Annotated in this window: 16 protein-coding genes and 2 pseudogenes; 10 read left to right on the top strand and 8 right to left on the bottom strand. The window is 56.3% G+C overall.

Going from position 1 to position 19,302, the window contains the following annotated elements:
- The first annotated feature begins 52 nt into the window (after window positions 1-52).
- The 3 genes from ACNAZS_RS10705 (at window position 53) to ACNAZS_RS10695 (ending at window position 2,319) form a co-directional block, all read left to right on the top strand.
- On the top strand, window positions 53-415 hold the full coding sequence (locus tag ACNAZS_RS10705; protein ID WP_415789075.1) for an ArsR/SmtB family transcription factor: 363 nt from the start codon (window positions 53-55) through the stop codon (window positions 413-415).
- An 11-nt stretch (window positions 416-426) separates the two neighbouring features.
- A complete protein-coding gene (locus tag ACNAZS_RS10700) occupies window positions 427-933 on the top strand; it encodes an arsenate reductase ArsC (RefSeq protein WP_415789073.1) in 507 nt (168 codons plus the stop codon).
- Window positions 934-1,038: 105 nt separating this feature from the next.
- Window positions 1,039-2,319 carry an arsenic transporter gene (locus tag ACNAZS_RS10695; protein WP_415789071.1) on the top strand — a complete coding sequence of 427 codons (1,281 nt, stop codon included), beginning with the start codon at window positions 1,039-1,041 and terminating at the stop codon, window positions 2,317-2,319.
- Window positions 2,320-2,595: 276 nt separating this feature from the next.
- Here the strand turns inward: ACNAZS_RS10695 and ACNAZS_RS10690 are convergent, their stop codons facing one another.
- The 3 genes from ACNAZS_RS10690 to ACNAZS_RS10680 all read right to left on the bottom strand — a co-directional run bounded on the left by ACNAZS_RS10690 (window position 2,596) and on the right by ACNAZS_RS10680 (window position 5,114).
- Window positions 2,596-3,966, bottom strand: coding sequence for a heavy metal sensor histidine kinase (locus ACNAZS_RS10690; RefSeq protein ID WP_415789069.1), 1,371 nt, complete (start codon window positions 3,964-3,966; stop codon window positions 2,596-2,598).
- Window positions 3,966-4,655: a heavy metal response regulator transcription factor gene (locus ACNAZS_RS10685; RefSeq protein ID WP_415789067.1), complete on the bottom strand. Its 690-nt coding sequence runs from the start codon at window positions 4,653-4,655 to the stop codon at window positions 3,966-3,968. The genes ACNAZS_RS10690 and ACNAZS_RS10685 overlap by 1 nt, the downstream gene beginning before the upstream one ends.
- A gap of 117 nt (window positions 4,656-4,772) precedes the next feature.
- Window positions 4,773-5,114: a DUF4148 domain-containing protein gene (locus tag ACNAZS_RS10680; protein ID WP_415789065.1), complete on the bottom strand. Its 342-nt coding sequence runs from the start codon at window positions 5,112-5,114 to the stop codon at window positions 4,773-4,775.
- A gap of 288 nt (window positions 5,115-5,402) precedes the next feature.
- Here ACNAZS_RS10680 and ACNAZS_RS10675 point away from each other — a divergent pair, with 288 nt between their 5' ends.
- The 6 genes and pseudogenes from ACNAZS_RS10675 to ACNAZS_RS10650 all read left to right on the top strand — a co-directional run bounded on the left by ACNAZS_RS10675 (window position 5,403) and on the right by ACNAZS_RS10650 (window position 13,457).
- Window positions 5,403-6,674 (top strand): TolC family protein, encoded by a 1,272-nt coding sequence (locus ACNAZS_RS10675; protein WP_415789063.1) that lies wholly within the window; start codon window positions 5,403-5,405, stop codon window positions 6,672-6,674.
- A gap of 19 nt (window positions 6,675-6,693) precedes the next feature.
- Window positions 6,694-8,196 (top strand): efflux RND transporter periplasmic adaptor subunit, encoded by a 1,503-nt coding sequence (locus ACNAZS_RS10670; protein WP_415789061.1) that lies wholly within the window; start codon window positions 6,694-6,696, stop codon window positions 8,194-8,196.
- A gap of 12 nt (window positions 8,197-8,208) precedes the next feature.
- Window positions 8,209-11,388: an efflux RND transporter permease subunit gene (locus ACNAZS_RS10665; protein WP_415789058.1), complete on the top strand. Its 3,180-nt coding sequence runs from the start codon at window positions 8,209-8,211 to the stop codon at window positions 11,386-11,388.
- A 140-nt stretch (window positions 11,389-11,528) separates the two neighbouring features.
- Window positions 11,529-11,939: pseudogene (locus ACNAZS_RS10660) on the top strand (disulfide bond formation protein B); the annotation flags it as partial.
- A gap of 34 nt (window positions 11,940-11,973) precedes the next feature.
- Window positions 11,974-12,639, top strand: coding sequence for a DsbA family protein (locus ACNAZS_RS10655; protein ID WP_460475319.1), 666 nt, complete (start codon window positions 11,974-11,976; stop codon window positions 12,637-12,639).
- A gap of 185 nt (window positions 12,640-12,824) precedes the next feature.
- The gene (locus ACNAZS_RS10650) at window positions 12,825-13,457 is read left to right on the top strand and encodes a cation efflux transmembrane domain-containing protein (RefSeq protein ID WP_415789054.1); all 633 of its coding nucleotides are present in this window, start codon (window positions 12,825-12,827) and stop codon (window positions 13,455-13,457) included.
- Window positions 13,458-14,372: 915 nt separating this feature from the next.
- Here ACNAZS_RS10650 and ACNAZS_RS10645 read toward each other — a convergent pair.
- A complete protein-coding gene (locus tag ACNAZS_RS10645) occupies window positions 14,373-15,353 on the bottom strand; it encodes an arsenic resistance protein (protein WP_415789052.1) in 981 nt (326 codons plus the stop codon).
- 198 nt (window positions 15,354-15,551) lie between these two features.
- On the opposite strand from ACNAZS_RS10645, the pseudogene ACNAZS_RS10640 reads away from it, so the two are divergent.
- Window positions 15,552-15,917, top strand: a pseudogene (locus ACNAZS_RS10640) (ArsB/NhaD family transporter); the annotation flags it as partial.
- A gap of 230 nt (window positions 15,918-16,147) precedes the next feature.
- Here ACNAZS_RS10640 and ACNAZS_RS10635 read toward each other — a convergent pair.
- The 4 genes from ACNAZS_RS10635 to ACNAZS_RS10620 form a co-directional block, all read right to left on the bottom strand.
- Window positions 16,148-17,011 (bottom strand): phage integrase N-terminal domain-containing protein, encoded by an 864-nt coding sequence (locus ACNAZS_RS10635; RefSeq protein WP_415789050.1) that lies wholly within the window; start codon window positions 17,009-17,011, stop codon window positions 16,148-16,150.
- 504 nt (window positions 17,012-17,515) lie between these two features.
- Window positions 17,516-17,713: a hypothetical protein gene (locus ACNAZS_RS10630; protein WP_415789048.1), complete on the bottom strand. Its 198-nt coding sequence runs from the start codon at window positions 17,711-17,713 to the stop codon at window positions 17,516-17,518.
- A 21-nt stretch (window positions 17,714-17,734) separates the two neighbouring features.
- A complete protein-coding gene (locus tag ACNAZS_RS10625; RefSeq protein ID WP_415789046.1) occupies window positions 17,735-17,929 on the bottom strand; it encodes a hypothetical protein in 195 nt (64 codons plus the stop codon).
- 103 nt (window positions 17,930-18,032) lie between these two features.
- A complete protein-coding gene (locus tag ACNAZS_RS10620) occupies window positions 18,033-19,202 on the bottom strand; it encodes an STY4528 family pathogenicity island replication protein (RefSeq protein ID WP_415789044.1) in 1,170 nt (389 codons plus the stop codon).
- Between the last annotated feature and the right edge of the window lie 100 nt (window positions 19,203-19,302).

Below are 19,302 nucleotides of genomic sequence, written 5' to 3'. Positions count from 1 at the left end.
CAAACAAGGTAAAGCGCTTTACTGGTTTTGATTATTCTAATATAGTCGAAATATGGAAATAAATGACGCAGTCAAAGCACTTGCCGCAATCGGTCAAGAGTCTCGCTTGATTATCTTTCGCCTCTTGGTGCAGGCGGGACCTGACGGCATGGCTGCTGGCCAACTATCGGAGAAGAGTGGCATTCCGCCGTCGTCGCTCTCATTTCACCTCAAAGAGCTCGTATATGTCGGGCTATTAGGATCTCGCCAGGAAGGGCGCTTTGTGATTTACGAGGCTCGCTTCGAAGCGATGGCAGATCTTCTCACGTACTTGACTGAGAACTGCTGTGGTGGCGGATCTTGTGCTCCCATGCCGTCGATTGCTAAATCAAAACCTGCGCCTGCTCGGGCGGCGCGTTCCAAGAAACCTATCTGAAGAGGCGCAACATGTCTGACAAGGTCTACAACGTTCTTTTCCTTTGTACGGGAAATTCGGCTCGAAGCATTATGGCGGAAGCGCTACTAAACACCTTGGGAAAAGGGCGCTTTCGTGCCTATAGCGCCGGCAGCCATCCCGGAGGCACAGTAAATCCGTTCGCGATCGATAAGGTCCAGATACTGGGCTATCCGCTCGAAATCCTGCGCAGCAAGAGCTGGGATGAGTTTGCCGCGCCCGACGCACCGCAGATGGATTTCATTATCACAGTATGCGACAACGCCGCCGGAGAGGTCTGTCCGGTTTGGCCTGGCCAACCTATTTCGGCGCATTGGGGGTTCGAGGATCCGGCCGCGGTTCAAGGAAGCGATGGAGCGAAACGTCAGGTGTTTGACAAGGTGTTCCGCCAGATTTCGGCCCGGATAAATATTTTTGCGAATTTGCCCCTGGCCACCTTGGACAAGGCGGCTATCCAGCGCGAACTGAAGGATATCGGTGCGCAGTTTTCCCAGTCGTGAGAACTTCGCGGGAGCGGATTTCCCGCAGAGCATAAGGAAGGGTATGTGCCAATACGGCGCATCCTTTCTTCTTCAAACTAAGAAAAATCATACGAGTAATTTCCCATGATCGCAGCTGTCGCAATCTTCGTCTTGACCTTGATTTTGGTCATTTGGCAGCCCAGAGGGCTTGGTATTGGGTGGAGCGCCGCCTTTGGTGCCATCGTGGCCTTGTTGGTTGGCGTCGTCCACCTGACAGATATCCCCGTGGTTTGGGGCATCGTGTGGAATGCGACGGCCGCGTTCATTGCTGTGATCATTATTAGCCTGCTGCTTGATGAGGCGGGGTTCTTTGAGTGGGCGGCCTTGCACGTAGCGCGATGGGGAAGAGGGCACGGCCGTGCGCTGTTCGCCTTGATCGTGCTGCTCGGTGCGGCTGTGGCGGCTTTTTTCGCGAATGACGGCGCAGCGCTTATCCTGACGCCGATCGTCATGGCGATGTTGATGGCGCTGGGCTACAGCTCCACAGCCACCTTGGCCTTTGTCATGGCGGCCGGATTTATCGCCGATACGGCCAGCTTGCCTTTGATTGTTTCGAACTTGGTCAACATCGTTTCGGCGGATTTCTTTGATATTGGCTTCAACCGGTACGCCGCAGTCATGGTGCCGGTCAACATCGTGTCAGTTGCCGCTACGCTTGTCGTATTGCTGCTCTACTTTCGTAAGAGTATCCCGACTTCCTATGACGTGACTCAGTTGAAAGATCCGGCTACCGCGATTCGAGACCCTGGGACTTTCCGGGCCGGATGGGCGGTCCTGGCCTTGTTGCTCGTCGGGTTCTTTGGTCTGGAACCGCTCGGGGTGCCGGTCAGCGCGGTTGCCGCGGTGGGGGCTGCCGTTTTGTTACTTGTCGCCGGTCGAGGTCATATCATCAGCACCCGCAAAGTCGTACGTGAAGCGCCATGGCAGATTGTGATCTTTTCACTGGGTATGTACTTGGTGGTTTATGGGTTGCGCAATGCCGGCCTGACACAATATCTTGCCGACATGTTGTCGGGATTGGCAGAGCAGGGCATGTGGGCCGCGACATTCGGCACAGGTTTTCTGGCAGCCTTTCTTTCCTCTGTCATGAACAACATGCCCACCGTATTGATAGGTGCATTGTCCATTGATGCTAGCCAAGCCGACGGAGTAGTGAAAGAGGCCATGATCTACGCAAATGTCATTGGTAGCGATCTGGGACCGAAGATCACGCCCATCGGAAGCTTGGCCACGCTACTCTGGCTGCACGTACTCGAGCGCAAAGGCACCGTCATCTCCTGGGGGTATTACTTCAAGGTCGGTATAGTGTTGACACTGCCAGTGCTCGCCGTAACACTTGCGGCCTTGGTTTGGCGGTTAGGGTAGGCAACGTCGATGCTGCACTCGGAGTTGATGAGGTCTTGGCGACGTTTACGTATATCCTCACATCTGACGTCGTTGCGACATATGTCTACAAGGATCGAAAGTGCCTGGCCATCGCTTGATCCTATTCGCTTCCAAGCCTGCCTTGGTCAAGATCGCAGCGAGGCCGCGTGCACCGTGCAGTACGCGCATAATCGTTGCGGTCTTATCGTCAGGTCGATAGTAGATGGCGTAGACGCTGTGGAAGACTACACACAGATCAACGGCAAACATCTGACTCTACGCAATGCTGTCGCTATCCGAGATTTGTCTCCCTTGTTGCTCGGCGACTTGAGTGCGAAAGCCTATCGTTGTGTATCGCCCAGAAGATCTCGCAAAGGTATCGCCGCCATGCATGCGGGCAATGGCGGATACGATGGCAAGACCCAGTCCATGATGGTTAGCATCAAATTCCCGCGCGCTATCGCTACGGTAAAAGCGGTAGAACAGGCGTGGTAAATGTTCGGGTGAAATCGGCTCGCCTTCGTTGCGAACCGCTACCGTCAGTTCGCCCGCAGCGGTAGAAGATATAGCGATCTCTATAGTGCTACCTGCACTGGCATAGCGAATAGCGTTGGACAACAAGTTTGATATTGCCCGTTGAAATAAAGGACGGTCGATTTGAGAAGCGGCGTCACCCACCACTGCGAGCACCACGCCTGCCTCCAGTGCTTCCGCTTCGTGATATTGACTTACCTCTTGCACGATCGCCGACACGCTCGGCTCCCATGCCCCTCTGACTCTAGCACCTCGATCAGCTTGCGATAGAAATAGCATGTCCTTTACGATACTTGATAAGCGTTGCAGTTCTTCCAGATTTGATCCCAGGATGTCCAGCAGCTCTTCCTGATCGAGCCGCTTATGTAGGGCTAACTCAGTTTCGCCAATCAAGGTGGTCAGCGGTGTGCGCATCTCATGGGCTACGTCGGCGTTGAATCCCTCCATTTGGACGTAGGCCCTTTCTAGCCTCTGCAATACGGCGTTGAACTGGCGTACAAGAGGCAGGATCTCCCTTGCCTGCCCTTTCTCATCGAGGCGTTCACCGATGCGATCTGGTGATAGTTTAGCCGCCTGCTGTACGAGTGAGTCCAACGGCGCCAATGCCTTTCGCACCGTCACAGTTCCCATAGCGGCGACAACGACGGCGCCAAATAGCGCACAAGCGAACAACGTCCCAGCCAGTCCCTTGCGGAGACGGATATCGTCGGATATGTCCAGGATCAACTCTGCCGTCAGTGAGTCGCCGGGCGTTCCAGGATACGGCAATGTGAATGAGATGCGGCGTTCTCGGGTGGGGTCGTTGTCAATGGGATTGCCGAAAACCACACGTTGCCCATCGATTTCCAGAACCAGGGTAAACTCTGGGCGACCGTAGAAGAAGTCCTCCAGCTTATGCCGCATTCTTGCCGCATCATCGTCTGCACCGTTCTCTTCAACTACGTGCCGTACAACTTCAACTTTTTGTTGTATTAAGGCCTCCTGACGCCGGGCTAGATTAAGGTTCGTAGCGTAATAGACCGCCACGCACACGAGGCTAAGCGCCATAAACGTCTGGATGGCGAGCCACCACGAAAGCCATGCTCTTAGCGATTCCGGTCGCTTTATTGCCATCAGGGCTCCCGAATCTCTAGCACGTAGCCCATCCCGCGTACGGTATGCAGAAGCTTTCTCTCAAAGGGATCGTCCACCTTGCCTCTCAAACGCCGGACAGCGACTTCCACCACGTTGGTGTTGCTATTGAAATTCATATCCCAAACTTGTTCGGCTAAATCCAGCCTGGACAGCACCTCTCCTTGTCTACGCATCAATAGCGCCAGAAGCGTGAACTCTTTAGCCGTGAGGTCCAAGCGCTGGCCATTACGGCTTGCTCGCCGCCGCAGAAGATCAAGTTCGAGGTCTCCGACCCGTAGTAAATTTGGGCCATCTGTTTGGGGGGGGTGTAAGCCGCTGCGCCTACCCAGAGCGAGAACTCGAGCTAACAACTCGGACATGGCGAACGGTTTGGATAGGTAATCGTCGGCCCCTTCATGCAGCCCATGAACACGGTCCTCAAGCTTATCCCTTGCTGTAAGCATCAACACAGGAACGCGACTGCTCCTGCGCAACTCCTTCAGAACGCTCAGGCCGTCCATTCCTGGCAGCATAATGTCGAGCAGTATGAGGTCGTACTGGATTTCCTTCGCAAGATGCAGGCCGGCAAGACCGTCGGCCGCCACGTCCACGATATAGTTGTGGTCGCTAAGTGCCCGCCGTAGGTACTCGGCGAGTTTCTTCTCGTCTTCAATTACCAGAACTTTCATGGGCATCGTGTAAAGGAAATGCCAAGAATGGCGATGTAGACATATTCTAGTCCAGGCATTTCCCGGGGTTGCCAACCCCGCAGGGTCAGACGGAGATTTGACCGTATATAACGAGCCTTAGCTGGGCGTATAGATCTCCTTGAGCCGAGCTCGTTCGTCTTCGCTCATTGCCTCTGCTTCCGCCCGGACCTCTGCTCGGGTACGCCCACTACCTTGCTGAGCCGACGCCGGCAGGGGTAGGCCCCTGTACTGCAATGCCCATGCACGCTTGTCGGCTTTGGCCTCCGCAAGTTCTGCCCGAACTTGCTCAGCTGTCTTCCCTCCCGTGGCGTGACTGGGGGCAGTCTCGTAACCGATTTCAGTGTCAGTTTGGTGCCAGGTCTCCGACGATTGGGCGATGGAAGGCAGAGTGAGCGCGGCACCGAGTATCAGTACATTGCGGGTGTGACGAATCAGCATAAAAATCTCCATGTTCCGTATGCTGCAGGCGCGCGGCTGCGTCGCCTACACGCTTTTCGTTAAGCGTTGGTGACACTCTACAAAATGAACCTCGTCAATTCGCAAACACCCTGATTACGAATTCGTAAAGTTCCGAACATTACGGAATTGTCATTTTTCTGTCGAGATATTGACGAGGCGTGTTAGCTACAGTGCCGGCTATCTGCCTGTGATCCCGCCGGTGAAACATGGCCCGACCTGATCGGTCCAGCTAAGTCCTCGCCAAGCCTAAATTCCTTACGGTAAAAAATGCGTCTACTCTCGCCGCCGCTGGCCATCGCGGCCCTGTTGCTCGTCACTTCGACGCAGGCCAAAGAGCCTGCGAAACTCGACTCATTTCTTGCTAAAGCGGCGCCTATAGATACGGTAAGCGTTGATGGGCGCTTGCTGACACTCGAGCAGGCGTTGAGCATGGCGCTGGAGCGCAATCCGATGCTTGCCGCGTCTAAATATGAGGCTGCCGCAGGCGACGGTCTTGTTACCCAGGCTGGACTTATGCCAAATCCGTCCCTCGATATTGGCGTCGACGATACTCAGGAGGCCACGCGTACGACGACCGCCTTGCTCAACATGCCCATCGAGCTCGGCGGCAAACGTGCCGCGCGCGTCACTGCGGCGGAGCTTTCGCGTGACATTGCAAAGCAGGACGTAAATAGCGCCCGAGCAACGCTGCGCGCCGCCGTAATCGCTGCATTTTTCGATCTGGCCGTAGCGCAAGAATCAGTGCGCGTTGCGGACGATAATGTTGAGATTGCGGCCAGTGCGCTGCGCCTAGCAGAGCGTAGGGTCGCTGCAGGAAAAGCTCCTCCTTTGGAGAGCAGCAAGGCCGGAGTGGCATTGGCAAACGCTCGGATTGAGACGCGAGCGGCGAAAGAAAACTTGCTGAATGTCCGCCGAAATTTAGCCGTTCTCTGGGGGGAAAACGATCCAAAATTTGATTCGGTAGAGGCAGACATCGATCTACTTCCGGCGAGAGGGACCTTGGATGCACTCCGCGCGGAGTTAGCGGGGTCGCCTATTTTGCAGTCGGGTCGGATGGCGGTCGACTTGGGACAGGCGTTAATCGAAGTCGAGAAGAGTAAGCGCTATCCAGATATCACGGTCAGCGTAGGTGTTGCTCGTGACAATGAGGTCGGACGCAACAAGCCGCAGATCGGTATTTCCATCCCTCTACCTATCATCGACAGAAATCAAGGCAATGTGTACGCCGCCTCAATGCAGGCTTACAAGGCCCGGGACACATATCGGGACTTGCAGGCACGACTGACGGCAGACTTACTAAAAGCTGTTTCTCAGTTCGATCTTGCCGTCGCGGCGGCGCGTGATTACCGAGGGTCGGTTATCCCGGGAGCCTCGCAAGCGTTTGAGTCAGCCAGCAAGGGATTTGAGGCAGGGAAATTTGGATTTCTCGACGTGTTGGACGCGCAACGTACATTATCAGACGCAAACATCGCATACCTCAGGGTAGTGGCATTAGCATACCAAGCCCATTCTGAAATCCAGCGGATCCTTGGACGTTGAGTCCAGTAGAGAAAACAATATGTTGAACAACGGATATTCGAGCATCGCAAAGCATGTCAAGTACGCGGTAGCGATTTTTGTGCTGTTTCTTACGGGCTCTGGCCCTCTGTACGCTGCTCAGGATGAACATGACCATGAAGAGCACGAGAGCACTCCTGCAAGCCCCACCAAAATGGCCGAGGCCGCCGGCCCAAATGGCGGTACGCTCACGTCCGTCGAAACATTTGGGGTGGAACTGCTGCTTAGCGAAGAGGGAGGAGAGCCTCGCCTGAAGGTTTGGGGGTATGCCGAAGGGCAGCCGATTGCAGTAGAACCAGGGGAGGTGGTTGCGAAGTTGACGCGTCCGAATGGAGAAGTGGAGAGCCTCACATTTCGCAAAGAAGGTGGCGATTTGGTTAGTGTGCAATCCATCGCGGAGCCCCACTTCTTTAAAATTGAAGCCGACGTCCACTTATCTGATCAACAGGTCGTCCGCGCTTCTCTAGAGAAAGAGGAGGGCAGGATTTCCCTATCGCCGGAGCAGGTCAAGACTGCTGGTATCAAAGTCGCGGTGGCGGGCCCTGCACCTTTGCCGACGTCTGCCCAATTCCCCGGGGAAGTCAAGTTCAATGCCGATCGTACCGCGCACGTAGTGCCGCGGATGGCGGGTGTGGTGGAAAGCGTTTCAGCCGACCTAGGGCAACAAGTTAAGAAGGGCCAGCTTCTGGCCGTGATTTCCAGTGCGTCGTTATCGGATTTGCGCAGCGAGTGGCTGGCTGCCACAAAGCGACGAGAATTGGCCGCACAGACGCATGCCCGAGAGAGGCGCCTATGGCGCGAAAAGGTTTCCGCAGAGCAGGATTACCAAATCGCACGTGCGGCATTAAACGAGGCCGAAATCGCCGTGGAAAATGCTACGCAGAAATTGAGCGCAGTGGGCGCACTCCCGCAGACGAAAGATCTCGCGCTGTTGGAGGTTCGCGCACCATTTGATGGAATGATAGTGGAGAAGCACATAGCACTTGGGGAGGCACTTGCAGATAACGCCAGCATATTCACAATCTCGGACTTAAGCAACGTCTGGGCGGAGTTTGTGATTGCTCCCAAAGATCTGGCCTCGGTACGCATCGGAGAGGACGCCATCGTGTCATCCACTGCGTTCGAGGCAACTGCACAGGGCAAAGTCTCCTACATCGGATCATTGCTCGGTCAGCAGACGCGCACGGCGACGGCACGCGTTACTTTGAACAACCCGGCAGCCGCCTGGCGACCGGGCCTCTTTGTGACGGTGCAGGTGATTACCGACGACTCGGAGGTCGCGGTCGGTGTCGACGCAGATGCCGTTCACACAGTTGATGGACAGTCCATTGTGTTCATCGAGGTCCCCGGTGGCTTTCTGGCGCAGCCGATCACGGTTGGAAAGAGTTCCAACTCGATGGTTGAAATAACGCGAGGCCTGGAGCCTGGCGTTCGCTACGCTGTTGAAAACGCTTTTACATTAAAGTCGGAGCTCGGCAAAGCCAGTGCCGATCACGCACATTGAAGCGGAGAGACCATGTTTGAGCGCCTCATCCGCTTTGTAATCGAGCAGCGTTGGATGGTTCTATTCCTGACACTTGGAATGGCCGCCATCGGTGTATATAACTATTCACGCCTTGCAATTGATGCGGTTCCCGATATCACCAACGTGCAAGTACAGATCAACGTTGGGGCACCAGGCTATTCTCCGCTGGAAACTGAACAAAGAATCACTTATCCGATTGAAACTGTCATGGCTGGCCTTCCGGGGTTGGAGCAGACGCGATCATTGTCACGTTATGGTCTTTCTCAGACGACAGTAATTTTTGAGGATGGAACGGATATCTATTTTGCAAGGCAGTTGGTAAACCAGCGCCTGCAAGAAGCCAGGGATAGCCTGCCGGCCGGAATAACTCCTACGCTCGGGCCAATTTCGTCAGGTTTGGGCGAAATCTACTTGTGGACCGTAGAAGCGGAGCCTAATGCCCGAAAAGAAGATGGTTCCCCGTATACGCCAATGGATCTGCGTGAGATACAAGATTGGGTCATTAAGCCACAATTGCGTAATATCCCCGGCGTGACCGAGGTTAATTCCATTGGTGGCTTTGCGAAGGAATACCAAGTCGCACCTAGCACCGAGCGGCTTGCATCATATGGGCTCACACTCGCCGACGTCATGACGGCGTTGGAAAGCAATAACGCCAACGTTGGTGCGGGTTATATCGAGCGCAAGGGCGAGCAATACCTAATACGCGCGCCAGGTCAGGTCAAGTCCATCGAAGATATCGGCAATATCGTGCTGACTTCGGTCAACGGGCAAGCAATTCGCATACGGGATGTTGCCGACGTAGGAATTGGCCGCGAATTGAGAACGGGCGCGGCTACGGATAACGGTCAGGAAGTCGTGCTCGGCACGGTGTTCATGCTCATTGGGCAGAATAGTCTTGCCGTCTCCGAAGCAGTGTCGGAAAAGCTAGATTCCATCAACAAAACCCTACCGGACGGCGTTAAAGCTGTCACGGTTTATGACCGGGCGAATTTGATTGACAAGGCGATAGCCACGGTCAAGAAAAATCTGCTTGAAGGGGCGGCGTTGGTCATAGTCGTCTTGTTTGTATTTCTTGGGAACATAAGGGCCGCGCTTATTACAGCGGCGATCATCCCACTTTCCATGCTGTTTACCTTCACGGGGATGGTCACCTATAAAGTCAGTGCCAATTTGATGAGTCTTGGGGCGTTGGACTTTGGCATCATCGTAGATGGCGCAGTCGTAATCGTGGAGAACTGCGTGCGACGTTTGAGCCACGCTCAAGCTCTTCAGCAGCGGGCACTGACGCGCTCTGAACGCTTTCACGAGGTTTTTGCGGCTGCGCGGGAGGCGCGCCGGCCTTTGCTCTACGGGCAGTTAATTATCATGGTGGTTTACCTGCCAATTTTTGCGCTGAGTGGTGTAGAAGGACGGATGTTTCATCCTATGGCGTTGACCGTGGTCTTCGCGCTGCTGGGCGCTATGATTCTATCCGTGACCTTTGTGCCGGCGGCAGTGGCACTCTTTATGGGAAACAAAGTATCAGAGAAAGAAAACCGCTTAATGACGTGGGCGACACGTCGATATCAGCCTCTGCTGGAGGGCACGCTGCGCCGCACTCCAATTGTGCTGGCCGCAGCAACTATATTGGTTATCGTTTGTGGCGTGCTTGCTTCTCGTCTGGGTAGCGAATTTATTCCGAACTTGAACGAAGGGGACATGGCGATCCAAGCCCTTCGCGTTCCCGGAACTAGTCTCACACAGTCGGTCGAAATGCAAAAGCAAATCGAGAGCCGGCTTAAGGAGAAATTTCCAGAAATTGAACGGGTATTCGCGCGCACGGGGACGGCGGAAATTGCTTCGGATGCCATGCCGCCGAATATCTCAGACGGCTACATCATGCTTAAGCCTATAGATCAATGGCCAGCGCCACGGAAGTCACATGCTGAACTGCTGGCAGCGATTCAGGAAGAAGCAGCACAAATTCCGGGTAATAATTACGAGTTCTCGCAACCCATTCAATTGAGATTCAACGAGCTGATCTCGGGGGTTCGCAGCGATGTGGCGGTAAAGGTTTTTGGCGATGATAACGAAGTCCTGAACGCGACAGCCACGGAGATCGCGGAAGTTCTGGAAACAATCCCTGGCGCTTCTGAGGTGAAGGTTGAACAGACTACGGGATTGCCGATGCTTACTGTCAACATCGATCGTGCGCGTGCAGCACGGTATGGACTGAGTATGGCTGCGATACAGGATACGTTGGCTATTGCTGCGGGCGGTCGCGAGGCTGGGACGTTTTTCCAAGGGGATCGACGCTTCGACATCATAGTGCGCTTACCGGAAAAAGTGCGGGAAAACATTGCGGAGCTTCGCAATCTGCCAATTGCACTGCCTGCAGCGCCTGATTCAAAGACGACCTATATTCCGCTAAGTGAGGTAGCAGACTTTGATCTTTCGCCAGGTCCTAATCAGATCTCACGAGAGGACGGCAAGCGCCGTATCGTTGTGAGTGCCAATGTGAGAGGACGCGATTTGGGCTCATTCGTGTCCGAGGCAACCAGCGAGATCGAAGCACGGGTGAAAGTCCCTTCTGGCTACTGGACTTCCTGGGGAGGTACATTTGAACAACTCCAGTCCGCAGCCAACCGGCTCCGAATAGTGGTCCCAGCTGCGTTGTTGTTAGTGTTCGGATTGTTGTTTGCCATGTTTGGCAACGTTAGGGACGGCTTGATCGTCTTTACAGGCATCCCATTTGCGCTTACCGGCGGTGTAGTGGCATTGTGGTTGCGCGGTATTCCGCTGTCGATCACAGCCGCGGTTGGCTTCATTGCACTCTGCGGCGTCGCGGTACTGAACGGCTTGGTATTGCTGTCGTTCATCCGTTCGATGCGCGAAGCTGGCAGATCTGTGGACCAGGCCGTACGGGAGGGTGCGATCAGCCGGCTGAGGCCGGTTTTAATGACGGCTCTGGTAGCCTCGCTTGGCTTTGTGCCTATGGCAATCGCAACGGGGACAGGGGCAGAAGTGCAGCGGCCCTTGGCGACAGTAGTGATTGGCGGAATCATATCCTCAACGATCCTCACCCTGCTCGTGCTTCCGGCGCTGTATCGGCTGGTCCACCGGCACGACAGAGAAGAGATGGAGCTGGAAGAGGTGTCTGAACAAGCCAAGCATGCACCCGCTGTATGAAGGTTTTGGCCGAAATGTCGGCCAAAACCTCCGCTGATGTACGACGACCTTGCTAACTGCTGAAGGGCCGCATGCGCCGCAATCTACACGAGGCATTCAGCTTGCGTAGTAACGCGCAGAACCGTTAGGGAGAATGCTTCGTGATCGTCGCCGCTGCTTCAGAAGGGAACCACAATCGACGCTCCTGGGCCGGCCTGGTTCTGGCATGGGCAACTGCGCTGGGCGCAACATTATCTGCCCTTTTCATTGGCGAAGTGTTGGGGCAGACCCCCTGTGTATTGTGTTGGTACCAGCGGATATTCATGTTTCCGCTCTGCTGGATACTAGGTGTCGCCTGCTATCGTGAGGATTATGGGATCTGGCGTTACGCCTCACCCTTGGCGCTAGTCGGCGGTGGGATCGCAGGTTATCACACGCTGTTGTACTGGCATGTGATTGAGCCGGAGATCTCCGTTTGTTCGGCGGATAGCTCCTGTTCAGGTGCCGCCATGACGATCTTTGGTTCTGTACCCTTGCCGTTTCTCTCACTGCTTGCGTTTACTATGATCGTAGCCTCCCTTTTCACGGCCCGACACTATTCCAACAATGAATCGACGTCTGCTTATCATCACCATCGGTGCAGCTTCGCTTATCGTATTTGCTGTCGCCGTCCTATCTGTACGGTTAACGGGTGCGCCGGAATCGAAAACGATCCAGCAATCCGTCGCGCGTAAGGGCGGAGCACTGCTAGTGCGCTTTCATTCCCCTGTGATTGGGCGGTTCGATGCGCCTATAACCATCGTCGAGTTCTTTGATCCTTCGTGCGAAGGCTGCCGTGCTTTTTATCCACACGTTAAAAAACTCTTGAAGAAGCACCCAGACGACGTCCGCTTGGTGTTGCGCTATGTGTTGCTTCACAAAGGATCCGAGCCAGTGGTGAGAATGCTCGAGGCGGCTCGTAAGCAGGAGCTCTTTCTCCCGGTTTTAGAGGCAGTGCTGAACGCGCAGCCAGAATGGCATGACGATCCAAACGTCGCTGCTGCATGGAGCGCTGCGGCACGCGCGGGCCTGAATGAAGCGAAAGCCCGCGTTGATATGCAGGACGGAGCCGTCAGCGCAATCATTGAGGCCGACGCGAAAGACGTCAACGCTGTAGGTATAAAGGGCACTCCCACATTCTTCGTCGAGGGAAGCCGACTTGACAAGCTTACGCCCCAGGAGCTTTCAAATGCAGTCGGAGAAGCAGTGGGCCGCCACAAACGGCAGCAGTAACGTGTGATGGGCAGCTTTGTTCTGCCTCATATTGAATGGTTCAAATACCGACGCCTCAAGATTAATCGTTGTTGATTTATGAAGGCATCCCGATTCGGTAGGCGTTTTCGGAGGTTTTGAATTCCGCCACTGCTTAGGCGAATCACTCAAGACCTTTAGTTCATCCCTTTGAAACTATCTGGGCATTGTCAATGAACGACAGCAACGGCAGTGATGAGAGCGACAAATTTGATGACCGCTCAATGGGCGATCGTAAGATCTTGTTGCTTGTTTTAATTATCAACCTGAGCCAGTGCTTAGTTGGGGTCGTGGTTGGAATGTGGGCTTCTTCAACTGCACTAATTGGAGCTGCCCTGGATAATCTGGCCGACGCGTCCGTGTACGGCGTCAGCCTCTATGCGGTTGGACGTTCACAGGCGATAAAAATCCGAGCCGTCCGTCTCTCGGGCTGGCTGTTGATTGCCTTGGCGGCGATGCTGGCAGCTGAGGTCCTTCGGCGGTTCTTTGGTGGCGAGGCACCAGTGGGTCCGGCAATGATGGCGATGGCCGCAGCGAATGCGGCACTCAATATCATCTGCTTGAGATTGCTAAAGCGCCATCGCGGAGAGGACGTCAACTTTAAGGCGTCAACTATCTTTACGAGCAACGACTCGGTCGTCAACCTCGGAATTGTCCTTTCAGGTGCCCTGGTATTGGGGCTGGACTCCAATCTGCCGGACCTCATTCTTGGCTTGGTTGTGTCGGTTATCGCGGCCAAAGGTGGTCGCGAAATTCTGGGCGAGGCTAGCAAGGCCGTGGAGAGTGCCAACTCGGCTTAGACACCGCGACACTTGTCCGTCAGGACCATGCCTGTCGACTAATAACCCGCCTGCTGCCTTTCAGCAGGCGGACAATGAGGCCCTAACGCCAGAGGCGAGCAGTAACTCGGTGGAATGGTCTCCGGCTGACCGCGGGACTCCGGCGATAGTCTGCGTGCAACCACGATGATTGCTGGATTGTTGCTGACACCAATCTGTCATGTTTGCGATATGGTCTGTCTGGATATACAGAATCAATGACGCTATTTGCGCCAATATGTCTACAGTACGCCCTACATCGCCAGCCGTTGCCAGCCATTTCAACCCTGATCCTCCACACGGAGAAATGTCTTTTCAGCACGCATTAAGCGCCTTTCACGCGTTGTCTCCGCCGACGCGCCTAGAGATATTTCGCCTGCGGGTGAGCCGAGAGCCCGAAGGTGCCGCAGCAGGAACGATTGCAGAACTCGTGGGTGGACCCCACAACACGGTATCGCAGCTGGCGCGCGGGCCTAGTTTGGGGGGCCGACAAGGGCCTAGCATTATTTACCAGGCTGATGTTGCCTTGATGGGCGCTTTGATGTCCTTCATGTTGACCGATCAGGCGGCCAGATGCTCAGATTTCACCGGATTTATGTGTGCCGGCGGACTCATTGAAATGAGCGCGATTGGCGACATATTTACCAATTCGAAGCAGCAGCAAACCTCTGACTAGATTACCGGTCGTTTCGGATAGACGCGCGTTTGCGAGCAAACTCTTGCATACGAGGTTGAAGCCTCAATTTTATGGACTTAGAAGGGGGCTATCTCGGCGATCTGTCGCGCTTCCACGCAGTCTCGATCCACCGCCCCTGCGGGACTGGACGAATCTGCCAGCAAGCCCAGTGCGCCGTGACATTGACGGGAGGGGTTGACTTCAGACGGTAACCTACGCGGCTACTCTCGCGCTAGCTTCGGCCCTGCTCCCATACGCGGAAGCAGCTTCACGTAGACCAGTTCACTGATGAGCTCAACTAGCGTCTGCGCGACGATCACCGCAGGAATCAAGGGAACGGCGCCTGGAATGGCCATCCCGAGCGGCAGAACCACCAGCGAATTGCGGGTGGCGGCGCTGAATGCCACGGCACGCCCTTGGGCGGTGGGCAGCCGCCAAGCACGCGCCACGTACCAACCCAAAAGCGGTCCAGTGATAGCAAAGACGACATAGATCGGCACAACAGTACGCACGACACCCAGTGCATGTCCAAGTTGCGGTGTCGTTGCGGCTACGACGACGAACAACACCGCCGCGGTGGCTGGCACCGGTAGTAAGCCCAGCATGTTCACGATATCCTGGCCCGGTCTCCCGCGCGATGCCCAGGCTTGGCAGGCAGCGGCCAGGACCAGCGGTACGGCAATCAGCCAGATAAAGGCATGCATGAATGGCTCCCATTTCACCAGGTCAGCTGCCGTATGGTCCAAGAGCCATCCGAGGAAGATTGGTAGGAGCAACATTTGCCCAATCAACAACACAGGCGTGGAGGCCAGCAGTGGCCGAGCGTCAGCGCGCCCCAAGTGTGCGAAGGTCACGACATAATCGATGCATGGTGTCAGTAGTACCAGCAGGACGCCTATGCGTAGCAGCGGATCAGCAGGCAGCCAGGGTAGCAGCACGACAACTAGTAGCGGTACCGCTATGAAGTTCGCCGTTAGCAGCGCGCCCAGGAAGCGTACGTTCGATAGAGCCTCCCGCAACTCCGTCAGAGGTACCTGCAGAAAGGTCACAAAAAGCATGAAGGCCAGCAGAGGATCGATAGCTGGCGCCAGCGCCACTGTTCCAGGCAATTGCCACGCTAGGCACAAAGCCACTATGACGGCCGCGAAGTAGACGAAGATCTGCCAGGATTCCAGGCGTTCGCGATATTTGGCTAGGGACACGGTAAATCCTGGAAAAGCGATGGTATGCAGCGCGATGAAGCACATCGCCACCGCCTATATGGGTACGGGTTTGGCCCTATAGATACCACAAGAATCGTTCAAGTACGACGGCATCGGGCCAGGACGGTACCCATAAATTCCAAACTAAGAAAAGCCATACGAATAATTTCTCATGATAGCAGCTGTCGCAATCTTCGTGCCGACATGTTGTCGGGATTGGCAGAGCAGGGCATGTGGGCCGCGACGTTCGGCACAGGCTTTCTGGCAGCCTTTCTTTCCTCTGTCATGAACAACATGCCCACCGTATTGATAGGTGCATTGTCGATTGATGCTAGGCAAGCCGACGGAGTAGTGAAAGAGGCTATGATCTACGCAAATGTCATCGGTAGCGATCTGGGGTCCAAGATCACGCCCATCGGAAGCTTGGCCACACTACTCTGGCTGCACGTACTCGAGCGCAAAGGCACCGTCATCTCCTGGGGGCATTACTTCAAGGTCGGTATCGTGTTGACGTTGCCAGTGCTCGCCGTGACTTTGGCTGCCCTAGTTTGGCGATTAGATTAGGTCCTACGTCAGCTACACCAGGGGCTTGACGCGAGCTCTCCTCCCGCGGATATGTGGAATGATCGCTGTGCGAGTCCCCGGCTCGGACGCACACGATCAACTCTTAATTCAGTACATTGTTTTTTTCAAAAAAAATGCCTGGAATTGTAGCCAGCCTCTGGTCGGTTGGCGCAGCACTGAGCGTCGGTACTGGTAAATCTTTTGCCCCCATTGTTTGTTCAGAAACCGAGCTACCTCCCGAGGTAGGTAGCGGTGACTTGTGCTCTTTCATGCCCCAGCTCCTGGCTAATGGTTTGCCGCGCGTGAGCATCCTGCACGCGCTGCGCAGACGTCAGGAGCTTCGTTGACAGTCCGTCCGCCGCAGGGGCTTTCCAGCCGGTCAAGACCTCATAGCGGCTTTGCGCATACTGATGACGTAGCCCATGCATATGACTTAGGCCCGCTGCCTTGCACTGCCCATCGTAGACGTGCCGCTGCTGGATGTAGTTCTTGTGCGCCGGGATCAATGACCCGGTTCCCGCCAGACGGTGCGCCGCTTGCAGCACCTCACGCTGGGCAGGCGTGGTAATTGGTACGATTCGCTCCCTTCCACCTTTCGTCCATGAGCCTTTCAGGGCGAGATGGTCTCCTTTGTCTGCATAACGGGGCTGGAAGAGGAGCGATTCTTTCCGGCGCAATCCAAAGGCGGCCTGTAGCTGAAGGCTCATACGCACGTGGGCATCGGTAACGTGAGCAAGACCTGTGCCCAGTTCGCGTGCCTTGCTGACATTGGTCACATAGCGGCGCTCGGCCACGCCCAGTTGCGTGTTGTCCGCCGGCAGGATGCCCGCCTTGCCGATCTTCTCGGCCCACCAACGCAGATGCGAAAGTCGATTCTTGATGGTGCCAGCGGACAAGCCTTCAGCTTGCCAACGTTCTAAAAGGGCTTCGACATGCTTTCCCTTGAGCGATGGGGCCTTCATCTGTCGGAAACCGGCCTCGCGCAGTTGCCGCGCAACCAACGTCAGCGAGCGTGTGCGGTCGGCCTGGGTGGTGTGACTGCCGTCGCGGTTGCGCTGGCAAAGCTGGCGCAGGGTATAGGTCAAGTCATCCATTTTTCCGTCTCTGGGTGAACGTGTTGTCGGTACTGTCGTGTTGTCCTGAAACTCAATGGTTAGTGTTAGTGCCAACTCGCTAGGCGAGATCCCGTGAGGGCAAGGGCATGGTGTTCAGGAGACACCAGAGCCTCGGATGAGGCGTCCGTCTTGCTTCCTGTTGGAAGACCGGACGGAGGAACTACAAGATGAAAACGCGATACGTGTGGATGAATCCTCCTTTGAAAGTGAGTGGGATAAGAAAGCCGCTGCAACCCTACGCATTACGCGCAAGATATGGCCGCGAGGGACAGTGCGCCGTGGGCGCGAAAAAGGATGAGTACGAACAGATGAAAGAAGGCTCCGCCCCATGGGTAGGGGCCGGTATGCAGCAGGAGCCTGGGCATACCTGGGTGGGTTCCGCCCTGACGGGCCAGCGCTTGAAGGAACCCGCGCTGCTGGGGGGGCCGATGTATGAAGCCCATCGGTCTTGGCAACTGTCCGGTCAGTGTAGGACAGCCATCATCATGTATGCCGCACACAATAGGATTCGGTTTTGCCCGTATTGTTGCTGGGGTGCGTGGGGCCGTCACTGCGGCGTGCAGTGACGGCCCATGTCGCGGCATCGGTGCCGTGCTGCGGCAAAAAGCGCTGCGGCAGCGTTCGCGCTAGCCCCTTACCTGCGGCACTGACGCGGCCTTCGGCCTTGTCGGCTACCTGCACAGGGATGCCATGGTTCCCATGTCACGCCTGCACAGGCAGCTTGCGTGCAAAGCCACTGCGGCAGCCTCCACACAGATGGCGTGCATCGGCCAGGGCAGCCGGCGCGTAGTGGGGGTCAATGGCGGGCGCACAAGCCGCAGCGGCGCGCAGCCGCAGGCGAGCTCCGAACGGGTGAGCACCCGGCGTAAGCGCACCATTGGCGCCCACGCAGCGCATCAGCCTGTCGGCTGGGTGCAGGGGATGTTTGTCCCCCCGCACCCTTGCCCTTCGGCGAGAACGGTGTTCCAAGAGGCCGCGCCTCTTGGTCAAGGCCCGAGCCCTAGGCAGGACGCGGCCGCCAGCCCTTGGCCTGCACCACTTGCGTGGCAAGCTCGCCCGCATGCTCCGGCATATTCAGCGTCTTGCGCAGGTGAGCGAGGTACGCAAACGCGGTTTCGCGCGATGCGGGCTGCATGGGTGGCTCTGGACGGGTGCCCAGACGCGGGGTCGCCGCCGTTGTACTCGCACCGGGCTGTTGTGGCAGGCTGGCGGGTTGCTCCGCCTTGCGGCCCGCCCACAAGCGAAATTCTCCGGCAAGCACCCGCTTGATCAGGCCAAAAAAGTAAGCAATGACATTGCGCACGGTGCCGCTCTGGCTGCGTGCCTGCAGTTCGTCCAGCACCTCTTGGCGATGCGTAGGCGGCAGCCGACGCAAGGCGGCCTGCACATCTTTTTGCTGATCGGTTTTAGCGTTCCTCAGGCAAGGCGGCAAGGCCACAGGGGAGGATACCGAGCCGCCCTCCTTATACGCGCGTGCGCGGTACGTACGTTTTTTATACATATACGTCTTATACGTACTGTCTTGCTCAGGCGGCATCTGGTGGGCGTGGCCGGTCTGCAGCGGACTCTCCATGCTGCTGACGGAATCCTCCAACGCCGGTGTTTGGGCAGCGTCCTGGTCCGCTGGCGATGGCGACATGGGTCCGGGCGGCTCGTCGTCGTGGCTCGGCTTGCGAGCGTCGTTATCGCTCGCCGTGGGCGTTTGCTCCAACGTTTCCCGGATGTGCATGGCGACGCGATCCACCTGGTTGTCTTCGCCGTCGACGGACTCGTGCAACAGTTGCGCCAAGCCAGCATCCCGCTCGCAGGCCTGTGCAAAACTCAATGCGAGCTCATGCACCTGATACCGCTCGCTCAGAACATGGCCCGTCATGGGGTCCCGCTGCTGCCCCACCAGGCTGATCCAACCGGTCAGGCGCAGCACGACGAGCACGCGTCGCGCGGTCAGGTAGCCCGCACGCAGCCCCAAGGGCGTGGTGGTCAGATAGCGGCGCAATTGCCCCAGGCTCGCCAGTGGGCTCACACCGTCGGCACCGCGTAGCATGCGCAGGACTTGCCAGGCATTGCGCTCCAGCGGCGTGAGCCGGGTATCGAGCATGAGTGCGGCGGGCGTGGCAAACAGGGCAGTGTGCCCCGGTGGGTCGTAGTGGTGATGATGATGGTCTGACATGAGAAGCCTCCAAAGGTCGGGCCACAGCGGCCCGTTACCTCCCATCTCATCGCAGTCTCGCTGACAGGTCAGGCGACAATGCGATCTGCTCCATACCCGT

Source organism: Bordetella tumulicola (assembly GCF_965138755.1).
GTDB lineage: Bacteria > Pseudomonadota > Gammaproteobacteria > Burkholderiales > Burkholderiaceae_B > Bordetella_A > Bordetella_A tumulicola.
This window is presented reverse-complemented; position numbering and strand designations above follow the sequence as displayed.

What these genes read in the sequence shown, in the direction of transcription:
- ACNAZS_RS10705 (WP_415789075.1), top strand. Translation starts at nt 53, where the DNA reads ATGGAAATAAATGACGCAGTCAAAGCACTTGCCGCAATCGGTCAAGAG.
- ACNAZS_RS10695 (WP_415789071.1), top strand. Translation starts at nt 1,039, where the DNA reads ATGATCGCAGCTGTCGCAATCTTCGTCTTGACCTTGATTTTGGTCATT.
- ACNAZS_RS10685 (WP_415789067.1), bottom strand. Translation starts at nt 4,655, where the DNA reads ATGAAAGTTCTGGTAATTGAAGACGAGAAGAAACTCGCCGAGTACCTA.
- ACNAZS_RS10625 (WP_415789046.1), bottom strand. Translation starts at nt 17,929, where the DNA reads ATGCGCTGCGTGGGCGCCAATGGTGCGCTTACGCCGGGTGCTCACCCG.
- ACNAZS_RS10655 (WP_460475319.1), top strand. Translation starts at nt 11,974, where the DNA reads ATGAATCGACGTCTGCTTATCATCACCATCGGTGCAGCTTCGCTTATC.
- ACNAZS_RS10635 (WP_415789050.1), bottom strand. Translation starts at nt 17,011, where the DNA reads ATGGATGACTTGACCTATACCCTGCGCCAGCTTTGCCAGCGCAACCGC.
- ACNAZS_RS10680 (WP_415789065.1), bottom strand. Translation starts at nt 5,114, where the DNA reads ATGCTGATTCGTCACACCCGCAATGTACTGATACTCGGTGCCGCGCTC.
- ACNAZS_RS10620 (WP_415789044.1), bottom strand. Translation starts at nt 19,202, where the DNA reads ATGTCAGACCATCATCATCACCACTACGACCCACCGGGGCACACTGCC.
- ACNAZS_RS10665 (WP_415789058.1), top strand. Translation starts at nt 8,209, where the DNA reads ATGTTTGAGCGCCTCATCCGCTTTGTAATCGAGCAGCGTTGGATGGTT.
- ACNAZS_RS10675 (WP_415789063.1), top strand. Translation starts at nt 5,403, where the DNA reads ATGCGTCTACTCTCGCCGCCGCTGGCCATCGCGGCCCTGTTGCTCGTC.
- ACNAZS_RS10670 (WP_415789061.1), top strand. Translation starts at nt 6,694, where the DNA reads ATGTTGAACAACGGATATTCGAGCATCGCAAAGCATGTCAAGTACGCG.
- ACNAZS_RS10690 (WP_415789069.1), bottom strand. Translation starts at nt 3,966, where the DNA reads ATGGCAATAAAGCGACCGGAATCGCTAAGAGCATGGCTTTCGTGGTGG.
- ACNAZS_RS10700 (WP_415789073.1), top strand. Translation starts at nt 427, where the DNA reads ATGTCTGACAAGGTCTACAACGTTCTTTTCCTTTGTACGGGAAATTCG.